Origin of the sequence: Pseudomonas sp. TUM22785 (assembly GCF_028198105.1) — a bacterium.
In the GTDB taxonomy this organism is placed as follows: domain Bacteria; phylum Pseudomonadota; class Gammaproteobacteria; order Pseudomonadales; family Pseudomonadaceae; genus Metapseudomonas; species Metapseudomonas solani.
This window is the reverse complement of the sequence record NZ_CP116239.1, coordinates 792,668-805,905: the sequence shown is the minus strand read 5'-3', so window position 1 is coordinate 805,905 and position 13,238 is coordinate 792,668. Positions and strand designations below refer to the sequence as shown.

The 13,238-nt window shown below is 69.9% G+C and carries 11 protein-coding genes and 1 riboswitch; of the genes, 5 read left to right on the top strand and 6 right to left on the bottom strand.

Annotated features, from left to right (window positions below):
* The first annotated feature begins 8 nt into the window (after positions 1–8).
* A riboswitch (cobalamin riboswitch) is annotated at positions 9–202 on the top strand.
* Between the two features lie 96 nt (positions 203–298).
* Together cobW and cobN are read left to right on the top strand one after the other, a co-directional pair.
* The gene (cobW, locus tag PI990_RS03755) at positions 299–1,351 is read left to right on the top strand and encodes a cobalamin biosynthesis protein CobW (protein ID WP_316924369.1); all 1,053 of its coding nucleotides are present in this window, start codon (positions 299–301) and stop codon (positions 1,349–1,351) included.
* A 60-nt stretch (positions 1,352–1,411) separates the two neighbouring features.
* Positions 1,412–5,146 (top strand): cobaltochelatase subunit CobN, encoded by a 3,735-nt coding sequence (gene cobN, locus PI990_RS03750; RefSeq protein ID WP_271659858.1) that lies wholly within the window; start codon positions 1,412–1,414, stop codon positions 5,144–5,146.
* A gap of 119 nt (positions 5,147–5,265) precedes the next feature.
* Here the strand turns inward: cobN and PI990_RS03745 are convergent, their stop codons facing one another.
* Complete coding sequence (locus PI990_RS03745; RefSeq protein ID WP_271659857.1) at positions 5,266–6,354, bottom strand: 3-deoxy-7-phosphoheptulonate synthase; 1,089 nt, start codon at positions 6,352–6,354, stop codon at positions 5,266–5,268.
* Between the two features lie 522 nt (positions 6,355–6,876).
* Between PI990_RS03745 and PI990_RS03740 the strand changes: the two genes are divergently transcribed.
* The 3 genes from PI990_RS03740 (at position 6,877) to PI990_RS03730 (ending at position 10,024) form a co-directional block, all read left to right on the top strand.
* The gene (locus PI990_RS03740; protein ID WP_271659856.1) at positions 6,877–7,881 is read left to right on the top strand and encodes an ATP-binding protein; all 1,005 of its coding nucleotides are present in this window, start codon (positions 6,877–6,879) and stop codon (positions 7,879–7,881) included.
* A 20-nt stretch (positions 7,882–7,901) separates the two neighbouring features.
* A complete protein-coding gene (locus PI990_RS03735; protein WP_271659855.1) occupies positions 7,902–8,534 on the top strand; it encodes a vWA domain-containing protein in 633 nt (210 codons plus the stop codon).
* 347 nt (positions 8,535–8,881) lie between these two features.
* Positions 8,882–10,024 carry an MFS transporter gene (locus PI990_RS03730; RefSeq protein WP_271659854.1) on the top strand — a complete coding sequence of 381 codons (1,143 nt, stop codon included), beginning with the start codon at positions 8,882–8,884 and terminating at the stop codon, positions 10,022–10,024.
* Positions 10,025–10,034: 10 nt separating this feature from the next.
* Here PI990_RS03730 and PI990_RS03725 read toward each other — a convergent pair whose 3' ends face one another.
* The 5 genes from PI990_RS03725 to PI990_RS03705 form a co-directional block, all read right to left on the bottom strand.
* Entirely contained in the window at positions 10,035–10,352 is a 318-nt protein-coding gene (locus tag PI990_RS03725; protein ID WP_271659853.1) for a CcdB family protein, read from the bottom strand.
* On the bottom strand, positions 10,352–10,597 hold the full coding sequence (locus PI990_RS03720; RefSeq protein WP_271659852.1) for a type II toxin-antitoxin system CcdA family antitoxin: 246 nt from the start codon (positions 10,595–10,597) through the stop codon (positions 10,352–10,354). Before PI990_RS03720 ends, PI990_RS03725 begins: the two co-directional genes overlap by 1 nt.
* 77 nt (positions 10,598–10,674) lie before the next feature.
* Positions 10,675–11,382 carry a (2Fe-2S) ferredoxin domain-containing protein gene (locus tag PI990_RS03715; RefSeq protein ID WP_271659851.1) on the bottom strand — a complete coding sequence of 236 codons (708 nt, stop codon included), beginning with the start codon at positions 11,380–11,382 and terminating at the stop codon, positions 10,675–10,677.
* Positions 11,379–12,110 (bottom strand): cobalt-precorrin-6A reductase, encoded by a 732-nt coding sequence (locus PI990_RS03710; RefSeq protein ID WP_271659850.1) that lies wholly within the window; start codon positions 12,108–12,110, stop codon positions 11,379–11,381. Before PI990_RS03710 ends, PI990_RS03715 begins: the two co-directional genes overlap by 4 nt.
* Positions 12,107–13,204, bottom strand: coding sequence for a cobalt-precorrin-5B (C(1))-methyltransferase (locus tag PI990_RS03705; protein WP_271659849.1), 1,098 nt, complete (start codon positions 13,202–13,204; stop codon positions 12,107–12,109). Before PI990_RS03705 ends, PI990_RS03710 begins: the two co-directional genes overlap by 4 nt.
* Positions 13,205–13,238: the final 34 nt, after the last annotated feature.

Here is a 13,238-nt window from a genome sequence, read left to right as displayed (position 1 = left end):
GCCCTGCGTAGCCTTCGGCCCTTCGAGGTTCCGCGGCCGTGCGCCGCGGCTAAGAGGGAACACGGCCAAGCCGTGGCTGCCCCCGCAACTGTGAACAGCTGAGGTCCCATCCACAGCCACTGCCCACCGGGCGGGAAGGCGGAGGGACGGCGCACCGCGCCAGGCTGTGAGCCAGGAGACCTGCCTCGGCGAATTTCCATACAACCGGGCGGGGTGATCCGGTGGCGAATCGGGCCCTCCGTGCCCTCGTCCCGCGCGCCCGCCGATCCGATCGACTCCCAGCGAAGGGCTGCCGCGCATGAAAACCCTGGCCAAACTCCCCGTCACCATCGTCACCGGCTTCCTCGGTGCCGGTAAGACCACCCTGCTCCGCCACATGCTCGACAACGCCGAGGGCCGCCGCATCGCGGTGATCGTCAACGAGTTCGGCGAGCTGGGCATCGACGGCGAAATCCTCAAGCAATGCTCCATCGGCTGCAGCGAGGAAGAGGCCGTGGGCCGCGTCTTCGAGCTGGCCAACGGCTGCCTGTGCTGCACCGTGCAGGAAGAGTTCTTCCCGGTGATGCGCGAGCTGGTGGCACGCCGTGGCGACCTCGACCAAATCCTCATCGAGACCTCCGGCCTGGCCCTGCCCAAGCCCCTGGTGCAAGCCTTCCAGTGGCCGGAGATCCGCAGTGCCTGCACCGTGGACGCGGTGATCACCGTGGTCGACAGCCCAGCCGTGGCCGCCGGCACCTTCGCCGCCCACCCCGAGCAGGTGGACGAGCAGCGCAAGCAGGACCCGAACCTCGACCACGAGTCGCCCCTGCACGAACTCTTCGAAGACCAGTTAGCCAGCGCCGACCTAGTGATCCTCAACAAGGCCGACCTGCTCGATGCCGACGCCCTGGCCGCCGTGCGCGCCGAGGTGGCCGAGGAGCTGCCGCCGGCGGTGAAGATCGTCGAAGCCAGCGCCGGCAAGCTGCCGCTCTCCGTGCTGCTGGGCCTGAACGCCGAGGCCGAGGCGCACATCGACAGCCGCGCCACCCACCACGACCACGAAGGGCACGAGGACCACGACCACGACGAGTTCGACTCCTTCCACGTCGACCTGCCGGAAGTGGAGGAAGCCGCCCTGCTGGCCGCCCTCGGCCAACTGGTGGAGCGCCACGACGTGCTGCGCATCAAGGGCTTCGCCGCCATCCCCGGCAAGCCCATGCGCCTGCTGGTACAGGGCGTCGGCAAGCGCTTCGACAAGCACTTCGACCGCAAGTGGCTGGCCGACGAACCCCGCGCCACCCGCCTGGTGGTGATCGGCCAGGAGCTGGACCAGGCCACCATAGCCAACGAACTGCGCACCGCCCTGGCGTAACCGCCGAACCGGCTCCTCTCCCCCGGGAGAGGGCCGCTCCACAGAGCCAAGGCCCGAGCCATGCACCTGCTGCGCACCCAACCTGGCGGCTTCGTCCCCGACGACGGCATCGCCCACCTGGCCCAGACGCCCGCCGAGCTGGTGATCCTCTGCAGCGGTGATTCGCACCTGGCGCTGCTGGCCGAGGCCGCCCGCGAGCTGCCGGCGGACTACCCCAGCCTGCGCCTGGCCAACCCCATGCAGCTGCAGAACCACGCCTCGGTGGACCTTTACGTCGACGAGGTGCTGCAGCACGCCAAGGTCATCCTTATCTCCGTGCATGGCGGCGTCGGCTACTGGCGCTACGGCATCGAGCAACTGGTGGCCCTGGCCGAGCGCGGCACACAGCTGATCCTGGTGCCCGGCGACGACCGCCCCGACCCGGAGCTGGCCCGCCTGTGCAACGTCCCGGAAGAAGACGCCGAGCGCTGCTGGCAGTACCTGCGCCAAGGCGGCCTGGATAACGCCCGCCAGCTGTTCGCCAGCCTCGCCAGCCGCTGCCTGGGCCGCGACTACCCCTGGCAGGCACCCAGCGCCCTGCCCCGCGTTGCCGTGCATCACCCGCACCAGCGCCCCGCTCATCTCGACCATTGGCGCGCCGACTGGCGGGAGGGCCAGCCGGTGGCGGCCCTGCTGTTCTATCGCACCCACCTGCAGGCGGCGAACACCGCCTTCATCGACGCCTTCTGCGAGCGCCTCGCCGCCGTCGGCATCAACCCGCTGCCCATCGCCGTCGCCAGCCTCAAGGAGGCCGAATGCCTGGCCGTGGTCGAGGACTGGCTGGACGCCGCCGACGCCGAGCTGATCATCAACACCACCGGCTTCGCCCAATCCAACCCCGACTCACCCGGCCAGCGTCCCTTCCGCCGCGACGTGCCGGTGTTGCAGGCCATCTGCTCGCTGGACAACCAACCGCTCTGGGAAGAGAACCCGCAAGGCCTCGGCCCGCGCGACCTGGCCATGCACATCGCCCTGCCGGAGCTGGACGGGCGCATCATCACCCGCCCCATCAGCTTCAAGGGCCTGGCCTGGCGCAGCGAGCGCAGCCAGAGCGACGTGGTGTGCTACCTGCCCCACCTCGAACGCATGGATTTCGTCGCCGAACTGGCGCGCCGCTGGCTGCTGCTGCGGCGCAAGGCCAACCCCGACAAGCGCGTGGCGCTGATCCTCGCCAACTACCCCACCCGCGACGGCCGCATCGGCAACGGCGTGGGCCTGGACACCCCGGCCGCCGCGCTGAACATCCTCCGCGCCCTGGAGGCCGAGGGTTACCCCCTGGCCGGCCTGCCGGAGAACGGCACGGCACTTATCCACAGCCTGCTGGGCGGCGTCAGCAATGACCTCGACAGCCTCGACGCGCGCCCCTGCGCCCAGAGCCTGGCGCTGGACGCCTACCTGGCCTGCTTCGCCCGCCTGCCCGAAGCCAACCAGCGGGCGGTAACGGAGCGCTGGGGCGAACCGCAGCAGGACCCGATGTTCCGCGCCGGGCGCATGATGATCGCCGGCCTGCGCTTCGGCCTGGCCTTCGTCGGCATCCAGCCGGCGCGTGGCTACCAGCTGGACCCGGCAGCCATCTACCACGACGCCGCGCTGGTGCCGCCCCACGGCTACCTGGCCTTCTACTTCTGGCTGCGCGAGGTGTTCGGCGCCGACGCGCTGGTGCACGTCGGCAAGCACGGCAACCTGGAATGGCTGCCGGGCAAGGGCGTCGGCCTCTCCGCCGAGTGCTGGCCGGACGCGGTGATGGGCCCGCTGCCGAACATCTACCCCTTCATCGTCAACGACCCCGGCGAAGGCGCCCAGGCCAAGCGCCGCGCCCAGGCGGTGATCATCGACCACCTGATGCCGCCGCTGACCCGCGCCGAGAACTACGGCCCGTTGCGCGACCTGGAGCGCCTGGCCGACGAGTACTACGACGCCTCGCTGCTGGACCCGCGCCGCGCCGTGCAACTGCGCGGCGAGATCCTCGAACTGGTGAAGGCCACCGCGCTGGACCGCGAGCTGGAGCTGAGCATCAGCGACGACCCGGAAAGCTGGCTGCCGCAGCTGGACGCCTACCTCTGCGACCTCAAGGAGTCGCAGATCCGCGACGGCCTCCACGTGTTCGGCGAATCCCCCGTCGGCGGCCTGCGCGACGACACCCTGCTGTCCCTGGTGCGCATCCCCCGGGGGGACGGCAAGGGCGCCAACGCCAGCCTGCTGCGTGCGCTCGCCACCGACCTGCAACTGGGCCGCGACCCACTGGACTGCAACTGGGCCGAAGCCTGGGAAGGCCCGCGCCCGGCGCTGCTGGAGCGGGTCAGCATCGATCCCTGGCGCAGCAACGGCGACACCCGCGAGCGCCTGGAGCTGCTGGCCCTGGAGATGATCCGGGCGACCGATCATCCGCCAGTGGGCCCCGCCAGCGACCTGGTTATCCACAGCCTGCGCCAGGTCGTCGCCCCGACCCTGGACGCCTGCGGCCCCGCCGAAATCGGCGGCGTGCTGGCCGCCCTGGAAGGCCGCTTCGTGCTGCCCGGCCCCAGCGGCGCCCCCAGTCGCGGGCGCCTCGACACCCTGCCCACCGGGCGCAACTTCTTCACCCTGGACGTGCGCAACCTGCCCACGCCCACCGCCTGGCGCCTGGGCTTCCAGTCCGCCAGCCTGCTGCTGGAACGCCACCTGCAGGACGAGGGCGACCACCTGCGCCAGCTCGGCCTTTCCGTCTGGGGCACCGCCACCATGCGCACCGGCGGCGACGACATCGCCCAGGCCCTGGCGCTGATGGGCGTGCGTCCGGTGTGGCAGGCCGGCAGCCAGCGCGTGGAAGACTTCGAGATCCTGCCGCTGTCGCTGCTCGACCGCCCCCGAGTGGACGTGACGCTGCGGGTATCGGGCTTCTTCCGCGATGCCTTCGCCAACCTCATCCGCCTGTTCGATGCCGCCGTGCAGGCCGTAGCCGAACTGGACGAACCCGAGGACATGAACCCCCTGGCCGCGCGGGTGAAACTGGAAAGCGCCCGCCTCGCCACCGAAGGGCTGGCCGCGGACGACGCGCGGTTGCAGGCCGGCTGGCGCATCTTCGGCGCCCAGCCCGGGGCCTATGGCGCCGGCGTGCAAGGCGCCATCGAGGAGCGCCAATGGCAGGACCGAGCCGAACTGGCCGAGGTGTATTTGAACTGGGGCGGCTACGCCTACGGCGCCCAGGATGCCGGCACGCCCGCGCGGGCGCGCTTCGCCCAACGCCTGGAGCGGCTGCAGGCGGTGCTGCAGAACCAGGACAACCGCGAGCACGACATCCTCGACTCCAATGATTACTACCAGTTCCAGGGCGGCATGCTCGCCGCCGCCGAGACCCTGCGCGGCGAGAAAGTGGCCAGCTACCACGGCGACCACAGCCAGCCGGACCTGCCACGCATCCGCTCGCTGAAGGAGGAACTCGGCCGCGTGGTGCGCTCGCGCGCCGCCAACCCCAAGTGGATCGCCGGCATGAAGCGCCACGGCTACAAGGGCGCCTTCGAGCTGGCGGCGACCGTGGACTACCTGTTCGCCTTCGACGCCACCAGCGAGTTGATCGACGACCACCAGTACCAGCTGCTGGCCGACGCCTACCTGATGGACGCCGACACCCGCGACTTCATCCAGCAGCACAACCCCGACGCCCTGCGCGACATTGCCGAGCGCCTGGTGGAAGCCCAGCAACGCGGCCTCTGGGAACACCCCGGCGACTACCGCGAGGCCATCGAGAACCTGCTGCTGGATATCGAGGAGCAGTAGCCCCCGGCCTGATGCCCGGTGGGAGCGAATTCATTCGCGATGCTTTTCCATCGGTGCGTCGAGGCACCTGTAGGGGCGACTTCAGTCGCCAGGCGGGGCAACGCCCCGCCCACCGATGATTACCCGCGCAACCGCGCCGCCGCCTCCCGCAGGATGCGCTCGGTGCCGTCCCAGCCCAGGCAGCCATCGGTGATGGACACGCCGTAGCTCAGGTCGCAGGAAAGCGACTGCGCGCCGTCGAACAGGTGGCTCTCGATCATCACCCCGCGCAGGGCGTCCTGGCCGGCCAGGCGCTGGTCGATCACGTCCGCCAGCACCGCCGGCTGACGCAGCGGGTCCTTGCCGCTGTTGGCATGGCTGCAATCGACCATGATGCGCGGCGCGATGCCGAGCTTCTCCAGCCCCGCCCGTGCGACCGCGACGCTGGCTGCGTCATGGTTCGGGCCCTGGTGGCCGCCGCGAAGCACCAGGTGCGTATCGGCGTTGCCGGCGGTCTGCACCAGCGCCGGGCGGCCCTGGTCGTCGATGCCGAAGTGCTGGTGTGCATGGGCCGCCGAGCGCATGGCGTCAGTGGCGATGCCGAGGCTGCCGTCGGTGCCGTTCTTGAAGCCCACCGGCAGGTCGAGGCCGCTGACCATCTCGCGATGCACCTGGGATTCGCTGGTGCGCGCACCGATGGCGGCCCAGCCCAGCAGGTCATCGAAGTAGCCGGCGGCCAGGGGTTGCAGCAATTCCGTGGCCACCGGCAGCCCCAGCTCGATCATCTGCAGCATCAGCCGGCGGCTGAGCGCCAGGCCGGCCGCCATATCGCCACTGCCATCCAGGTGCGGGTCGTACACCAGCCCCTTCCAGCCCACCGTGGTGCGCGGTTTCTCGACGTAGGCGCGCATCACCAGCAGCAACTGGTCGCTCACCTCCGGCGCCAGCGCGGCAAGGCGGCGGGCGTAGTCGAGGGCGGATTCGGGATCGTGGATGGAACAGGGGCCGACCACCACCAGCAGGCGCGGGTCGTCGCCATCCAGCACCGCGCGCACGGCATCGCGCTGGGCACGGACCTGGCGGGCCAGGGCATCGTGCAGCGGCAGGCGCTGGCGCAGTTCGGCGGGGGTGGGCAGCGGTTGGGTGCTGCGCGAGGGGGACGCCAGGCTTTCCAGCGGCAGGGCGTGGAGGGGCTGGGCGGCGATGGGCGATACGGAAAAGGAATTCATGACGGGCATCCTCGGCCGGCGCGGTTCGGTCCGCGCGCGGCGCTCTAACTGGGTGTTCGATTCAGGGGTGTGAGTGCGGCGGCGAAGCGGCTAAATCGCCAGTCGGAGTTGCGGTAATAGGTGGCGTAGGTGCGGTAGCTGATCATGGTGCGATCCTCGGATTACGTGCGTTTGGCCTTGTGGGCCCTGGAAAAACAAAAACCCCCGGGCGGGTTGCCGACCGGGGGTTTTGTGGAGCTTTGGTTGGCGACCCTGCTGGAGTGGGCCGCCTGATCAGGTATCAGGCCAGCCCGTGGCTAAACCAATACCCATAGAAATAGCTGGCCGCAGCAGCCACGCGCGCACGTGCCGGGCGCTGGGCCTGGCAAGCGGTGAGCGGAGTGGAAGCGAGGTGCGGCATGACGATCTCCAAAGCGAATGCTGGCCAAATTACTGCATCGCCGGCCGCCGTTCAATCACTGTTTTCTATCGGCGCGTTCGGCCTTTCGCTACCATGCCGCGATGCGTTTTCAGGAACCCGTCATGTCCGAGCTCCCCCACTTCCCCTTGAGCGCCGTGGTCGCCGCCGACGAGCTGAAGCTCGCGCTGTACCTGGCAGCCATCGACCCGGCCATCGGCGGTGTGCTGATCGAAGGCCCGCGCGGCATGGCCAAGTCCACCCTGGCCCGGGGCATCGCCGACCTGCTGCCGCAAGGCATCTTCGTCACCCTGCCCCTGGGCGCCAGCGAGGAACGTATCGTCGGCACCCTCGACCTCGACGCGGCCCTGGGCGAAGGCCGTGCGCAGTTCTCCCCCGGCGTGCTGGCCAAGGCCCACGGCGGCGTGCTCTATGTCGACGAGGTGAACCTGCTGCCCGACCACCTGGTGGACCTGCTGCTGGATGTCGCCGCCAGCGGCGTCAACCTGGTGGAGCGCGACGGCCTGTCCCACCGCCACGCCGCGCGCTTCGTGCTGATCGGCACCATGAACCCCGAGGAAGGCGAGCTGCGCCCGCAACTGCTGGACCGCTTCGGCCTCAAGGTCACCCTCGACGGCCAACCGCAACCGGCCGAGCGCGCCGAGATCGTGCGCCGCCGCCTGGCCTTCGACGCCGACCCGCAGGGTTTCATCGCCCAGTGGGACACCCCGCAGCAGGCCCTCGCGCGCCGTTGCCAGGACGCCCGCGAACGCCTCGCCGCCATCCCCCTGGATGACAGCGCCCTGGACCAGATCGCCCAACGCTGCTTCGCAGCCGGCGTCGACGGCCTGCGCGCCGACCTGGTGTGGCTGCGCGCCGCCCGCGCCCATGCCGCCTGGCGTGGCGCGCCACGTATCGAGGCAGAGGATATCGACGCCGTCGAGCACTTCGCCCTGGCCCATCGCCGTCGCCACGCAACGCCACCCTCGGCCCCGCCGGCACAATCGCCCGCCTCCGCGCCGGCGCCCAGCGATGCCGCCGGCGCCGAAGGCCAGTGGGGCGAGCTGCCCGCGCAACCCGTGCCCACCGACACCCGACGCGAGCTGCCGGGCTGGCCAAAAAAGCCCTGAGCATCCGCCCGCGCCGGGTCATGGGCGCGGATGCCAGACCAGGCCCCGGGACACTCGCCAACGGCCGCAGCGGCGCGGCCCGTGGCGGGCGCGACGGTGCCATCCAGTGGCTGCCGACCCTGCTGCGCGGCCGCCCGCGCAAGGCCGACGACCTGGTGCGCCGCCCCCGAGGCCAGCGCCCCGATGCACTCTGGCTGCTGCTGGTGGACGCCTCCGCCTCCACCCGCCGCCACGGCGCCCTGTCACGCGCCAAGGGCCTGCTGGCCGGGCTGTTCGAATCCGCCTACCGCCAGCGCGCCCGCCTCGCCCTGCTCCACGCCACCGGCCGCGAACCCCACTGGCTGTGGCAGGGCAGCAAGGCCTCGGCGCCACTGCATCAATGGCTCGACGGCCTCGGCGCCGGCGGCGGCACCCCGCTGATCGAGGCCCTGCACCTGGCCCGTGACTGGCTGCAGCGCCGCCAACGACAGAAGCCCGCGGAGCACCAGCGCGTGCTGATCCTCACCGATGGCCGCCTCAAGGACTGGCCCGCCCTGGAGCCGCTGGGCTGCGACACGCTGCTGGTGGATATCGAAGGCGGCCCCATCCGCCTCGGCCGCGCCCGCCAATTGGCCGAGGAACTGGGTGCGGAATACCGGGTGCTGTCGGACTGAGCCGGATGCGCTCGGAATAGGCACCGCTTGGTGGACATAAAGAGCGATGTCCACCCTACCCGCGGGGGACCCCGTGAATGGCATGCGACTTCGGGTGGACCACGCTTTACCGGTCCACCGGGCAGAGCTGAAGGTGTCCCCAAATGCGAGCCAACCTCGCGGATGCCCAATGAACTGAAGTTGCACATACCGGCCTCGCAACGTTGGGCCTCGCTGCGCTCGGCGCCAACCTACGTCCGCGTCGGACCTGAACCACCCGCGCCCTGGATCGTCCATCAACCAGATGGTCGAACGTCGCCCGCCCCGGGTGCGTGTTAAGGTCCGCCCTTTTCTTTGCGGAATGCCCGATGAACCAAGCAGTGCCCTGCGCCGACAGCCCAGCCACCCGTCTCGCCACGCGCCTGGCGTTCTTCGTCTCCGGCTTCGGCATGGCCTGCTGGGCGCCGCTGGTGCCTTACGCCAAGGCGCGCCTGGGTATCGAGGAGGCGGTGCTGGGGCTGTTGCTGCTGTGCCTGGGGGCTGGCTCGATGCTGTCCATGCCGGTGGCCGGCGTGCTGGCCGGGCGGATCGGCGCCCGTCCGGTGATCCTGGTGGGCGGGCTGGGCCTGTGCTGCGCCATGCCGCTGCTGGCCGGTGCCGACTCCAGCCTGGTGCTGGCCCTGGCCCTGGCCTTGTTCGGCGCCTCCCTGGGGGCCATGGACGTGGCGATGAACATCCACGCCGTGGAGGTGGCGAACGACGCACCGGTTCCCTTGATGTCGGGCTTCCACGGCCTGTTCAGCCTCGGCGGCTTCGTCGGTTCCCTCGGCATGACCGGGCTGCTGGCCGCCGGGCTGGCACCGCTGCCGGCGATTCTCGTCGCCCTGCTGGTGGTCATCCTCGGGCTCGCCCTCGCGGCACCGCGCCTGTTGCGCACCCGTTCGGGCAGCGAAGGGCCACTGTTCGTGCTGCCGCGCGGGATCGTTCTGCTGCTGGGGGCGCTGACCTTCGCCATGTTCCTGGCCGAAGGCGCGCTGCTGGATTGGGGCGCCATCCTGCTGGTGGAAACCCGCCAGTTCGACCCGGCCCAGGCCGGGATCGGCTACGCACTGTTCTCCCTGGCGATGCTCAGCGGCCGGCTGACGGGCGACCGGGTGATCGCCCGCCTGGGGGAGTACCGCGTGCTGGTGGGCGGCGGCCTGCTGGCCACGGCCGGCTTCGCGCTGATGCTGCTGGCCCCGCACACCGCTCTGGCGCTGGCGGGTTTCCTGCTGGTCGGGCTGGGCGCGGCCAATATTGTGCCGGTGCTGTTCACCGCCGCCGGCCGCCAGAGCGCCATGCCGCCCAACCTCGCGGTGGCCGCCGTGACCACCGTCGGCTACGCCGGCGTACTCGCCGGGCCTGCGCTGGTGGGCTTCGTCGCCCAGGGCCTGGGCCTGGTCACGGCCTTCATGATCCTCGGCGCGCTGATGCTCTCGGCGCCGCTCACGGCGGGGCGTTTCGCGCGGTGAAGGGGCGAAGTCAGATACCAGTGATCAACAGATCCAAGGCTGCGATGATTTCGAAACGATGACCTGACAAGTCCGCCACCTGAGCGCCAAGAACATTACGTGGCACACCTGCCAATTCAGGGGTGAACATCACCACTGTTGTTCCTTCCACCTCGAACTTCGGCATCAGGGTTCCAACCGCTCGGCCATCCAGGATGTCATCGATGTACAGAGGCACTATTAGACGAGTTGCGAGGCCGTCGATCAGATCGCTCTGCACATCCAGCAGATAAGGGATTTTCGCTCGAGTGGCTGGATTCGTATTGAGATGGACAGCGAACTGGGGCATCAGAAGCGCCTCAGACCATCACTGAAAACACCATGCTCCTCGACATGCTGGTTGTAAGCGGCAATGGCCTCGCGATTCTCTTCGAGCCAGACTTCGCGCTGACGGGTTTTCAAGGCCTCCACCAAGGCCTGTTCCAGGGTCGAGGAAAGATTGATATCCAAAGAGCGGGCCTTGCTCAGCAGATCACTGTTGATGCTGAGGTTGGCGGCCTTCTTCGGCGCTTGGGCGTTGTAGAGAGCAGGCATTTTCGAACCCTCACGGTTAATGCGCACATCTTATGCGCACACAAACCCGCAAAGCAAAATCGAGCGTCAGGCGTCCCTTAAACACTGGTCAGCATCTCCGGCACTGCCCGTTCTTCGACTATTCGTTCCTGCACCCAGCGCAGCACCTCCGCCTCATCGCGGATGCGGTACCACTCGCCTTCCGGGTAGAGGCTGGCGGTGGGGCCGAGGTCGCAGGGGAACTGGCATTGGGTGCGGGTGATGTGCACGCCGCCTTCGCACTCCAGCTTGCCGGCGGCCTTGAGGGTTTCCCGCAATTTCTTCCACAGAGGCAGCGCACCACGGCGGGTGCAGCGCGGGCCGTTGCACAGCAGCAGGCGGCGAGCGTGGGGCGGGATGCAGGACCAGGCGTGGCTGCCCGGCAGCTCCGGTACGCCGACGCAGGCCAGGTGCAGTTCGCGGCGCTCGACCAGGGCGACGGCGGCGCCGGCCGGGTCGCTGTCGTATTGGCCCAGCAGGCTGGCGACGAAGAGTTGCTCGGGGGCGTCGAGGCGACCCAGTTCGCTGCGCAGCCAGTCGAGGTGTTGAGCGGTTGATTGCGGGTCGAGGTCGATCACCAGCAGCGGGCGCGGGCTGGCCTGCACGGCATGCAGCAGTGCATCGAGGCCGGTGCCGGTGTCAACGATATCGGCGAGTGCCGCCTCACCGCGCAGGGCACTCAGCTGGCGGCGGAACAGCTCGGCGAAGGAGCCGGTGTAGAGGTCGGGCCCGGCGAACAGCACGCGGGCGTAGGGAGTGGCGGTCATGGTGTTTCCAGGTAGGGGACGAGGGCCTGCCAGAGGCCGTCGAGCGAGTCGAATTCACGGGTGACGGGGGGCAGCTCGGGGCGCTTGAGGATCAGCACCGGCAGGCCACGCTCGCGGGCCACCTGCAGCTTGGGTTCAGTGGACTGGCTGCCGCTGTTCTTGCTGATCAGCACGTCGCTGCGCAGCCGCTCGAACAACGCACGCTCCTCATCCAGAACGAACGGGCCACGGGCACCGATCACCTCGAAGCGTTCACCGGGCGCCTGGCTTTGCAGGCAGCGCACCGTCCAGTGCTGGTGGGCGGGGATTTCACCCAGGTGCTCCAGGGGTTCGCGGCCAAGGGTGAAGAAGGGGCGCTGGAAGGTGGCCAGGGCGTCGAGCAGCTCGGCCCAATCAGCAACCTCGCGCCAGTCGTCGCCCTCGCCGGCGCGCCAGCCGGGGCGACGCAATGCCCAGCAGGGCACGCCAGCAAGCTCGGCAGCGCGGGCGGCGTTGTGGCTGATCTGTGCGGCATAGGGATGGGTGGCATCGAGCAGCAGGCCGATGCCGTTGTCCTCGATGTAGCGCGCCAGCCCTTCGGCACCGCCGTAGCCGCCGACGCGCACCTGGCAGCTCAGGTCGGCCGGCACCTTGCCGAGGCCGGCGAGGCTGTAGACGTGTTCGGGGCCCAGGCGCCGGGCCAGGGCCAGGGCCTCGGTGACCCCGCCCAGCAGCAGGATGCGTTTCATGGGTGCTCCAGGGCCTGGCCCACCAGGTTGCCCTGGCGGTCGATGGCGAAGACTTCCAGGCTGACGCCGGCGGGTACGGTACGACGGGCGAAGGCCAGGGCGTGGGCGCAGACCGTATCGCCCAGGGGCACCCCGGCGGCGTGGGCCAGCGCCAGTGCCTGCTGGCTGGTGTTGGCCCCGCGCATGGCGCCCTGCAGCTCGGCATCGGCGCCCAGGCCGGCGGCCCATTCGGCGAGCAGCGGCAGGTCGATGCTGGAGTGGCGGCTGTGCAGGTCCATGTGGCCGGCGGCGAGCTTGCTGATCTTGCCGAAGCCACCGCACAGGCTGAGCTTTTCCACCGGTGCCTTGCGCAGGTGCTTGAGCACGGCGCCGGCGAAGTCGCCCATCTCGATCAGCGCGGTGTCGTCGAAACCATAGCGGTGGCGCATGGCGTCCTCGCTGGCGTTGCCGGTGCAGGCGGCCAGGTGGGTGAAGCCGTTGGCGCGGGCGACGTCGATGCCCTGGTGGATGGAGGCGATGTAGGCCGAGCAGGAGAAGGGCCGGACGATGCCGGTGGTGCCGAGGATCGACAGGCCACCGAGGATACCCAGGCGCGGGTTCATGGTTTTCAGCGCCAGCTCGGCGCCGCCCTGCACGCAGACGGTGACCTCGAAGCCGCCGGCGTGACCGCGCTCCTGGGCCAGGCGCGTGAGGTGCTCGGTCATCATCCGCCGTGGCACCGGGTTGATCGCCGGCTCGCCCACCGCCTGGGTCAGGCCCGGTTTGGTGACGGTGCCGACGCCGGGCCCGGCATGGAAGCGCACCCCCGGCTCGGCGGCCAGGCGCACCTGGGCGTAGATCAGCGCGCCGTGGGTCACGTCCGGGTCATCGCCGGCATCCTTCAGAGTGCCCGCCTCGGCGCCGCCATCGATCAGGCGACAGAACTCCAGGCGCATGAGCACCTGCTGGCCCTTGGGCAGGACGATCTCCACCGCGTCGCTCGCCGCGCCGCCCAGCAACAGGCGCGCCGCCGCCAGGCTGGTGGCGGTGGCACAACTGCCGGTGGTGTAGCCGCTGCGCAGGGGCGCGGGCTGTTCGGGGGTTTCGTCACGCATGGCGGGGTCGTGCAGGGCAGGACTCGGCGGCGCT

Bases quoted from the DNA above. Each gene is read 5' to 3' on its own strand.
- cobW (WP_316924369.1), top strand. From the start codon at position 299: ATGAAAACCCTGGCCAAACTCCCCGTCACCATCGTCACCGGCTTCCTC.
- cobN (WP_271659858.1), top strand. From the start codon at position 1,412: ATGCACCTGCTGCGCACCCAACCTGGCGGCTTCGTCCCCGACGACGGC.
- PI990_RS03745 (WP_271659857.1), bottom strand. From the start codon at position 6,354: ATGAATTCCTTTTCCGTATCGCCCATCGCCGCCCAGCCCCTCCACGCC.
- PI990_RS03740 (WP_271659856.1), top strand. From the start codon at position 6,877: ATGTCCGAGCTCCCCCACTTCCCCTTGAGCGCCGTGGTCGCCGCCGAC.
- PI990_RS03735 (WP_271659855.1), top strand. From the start codon at position 7,902: ATGGGCGCGGATGCCAGACCAGGCCCCGGGACACTCGCCAACGGCCGC.
- PI990_RS03730 (WP_271659854.1), top strand. From the start codon at position 8,882: ATGAACCAAGCAGTGCCCTGCGCCGACAGCCCAGCCACCCGTCTCGCC.
- PI990_RS03725 (WP_271659853.1), bottom strand. From the start codon at position 10,352: ATGCCCCAGTTCGCTGTCCATCTCAATACGAATCCAGCCACTCGAGCG.
- PI990_RS03720 (WP_271659852.1), bottom strand. From the start codon at position 10,597: ATGCCTGCTCTCTACAACGCCCAAGCGCCGAAGAAGGCCGCCAACCTC.
- PI990_RS03715 (WP_271659851.1), bottom strand. From the start codon at position 11,382: ATGACCGCCACTCCCTACGCCCGCGTGCTGTTCGCCGGGCCCGACCTC.
- PI990_RS03710 (WP_271659850.1), bottom strand. From the start codon at position 12,110: ATGAAACGCATCCTGCTGCTGGGCGGGGTCACCGAGGCCCTGGCCCTG.
- PI990_RS03705 (WP_271659849.1), bottom strand. From the start codon at position 13,204: ATGCGTGACGAAACCCCCGAACAGCCCGCGCCCCTGCGCAGCGGCTAC.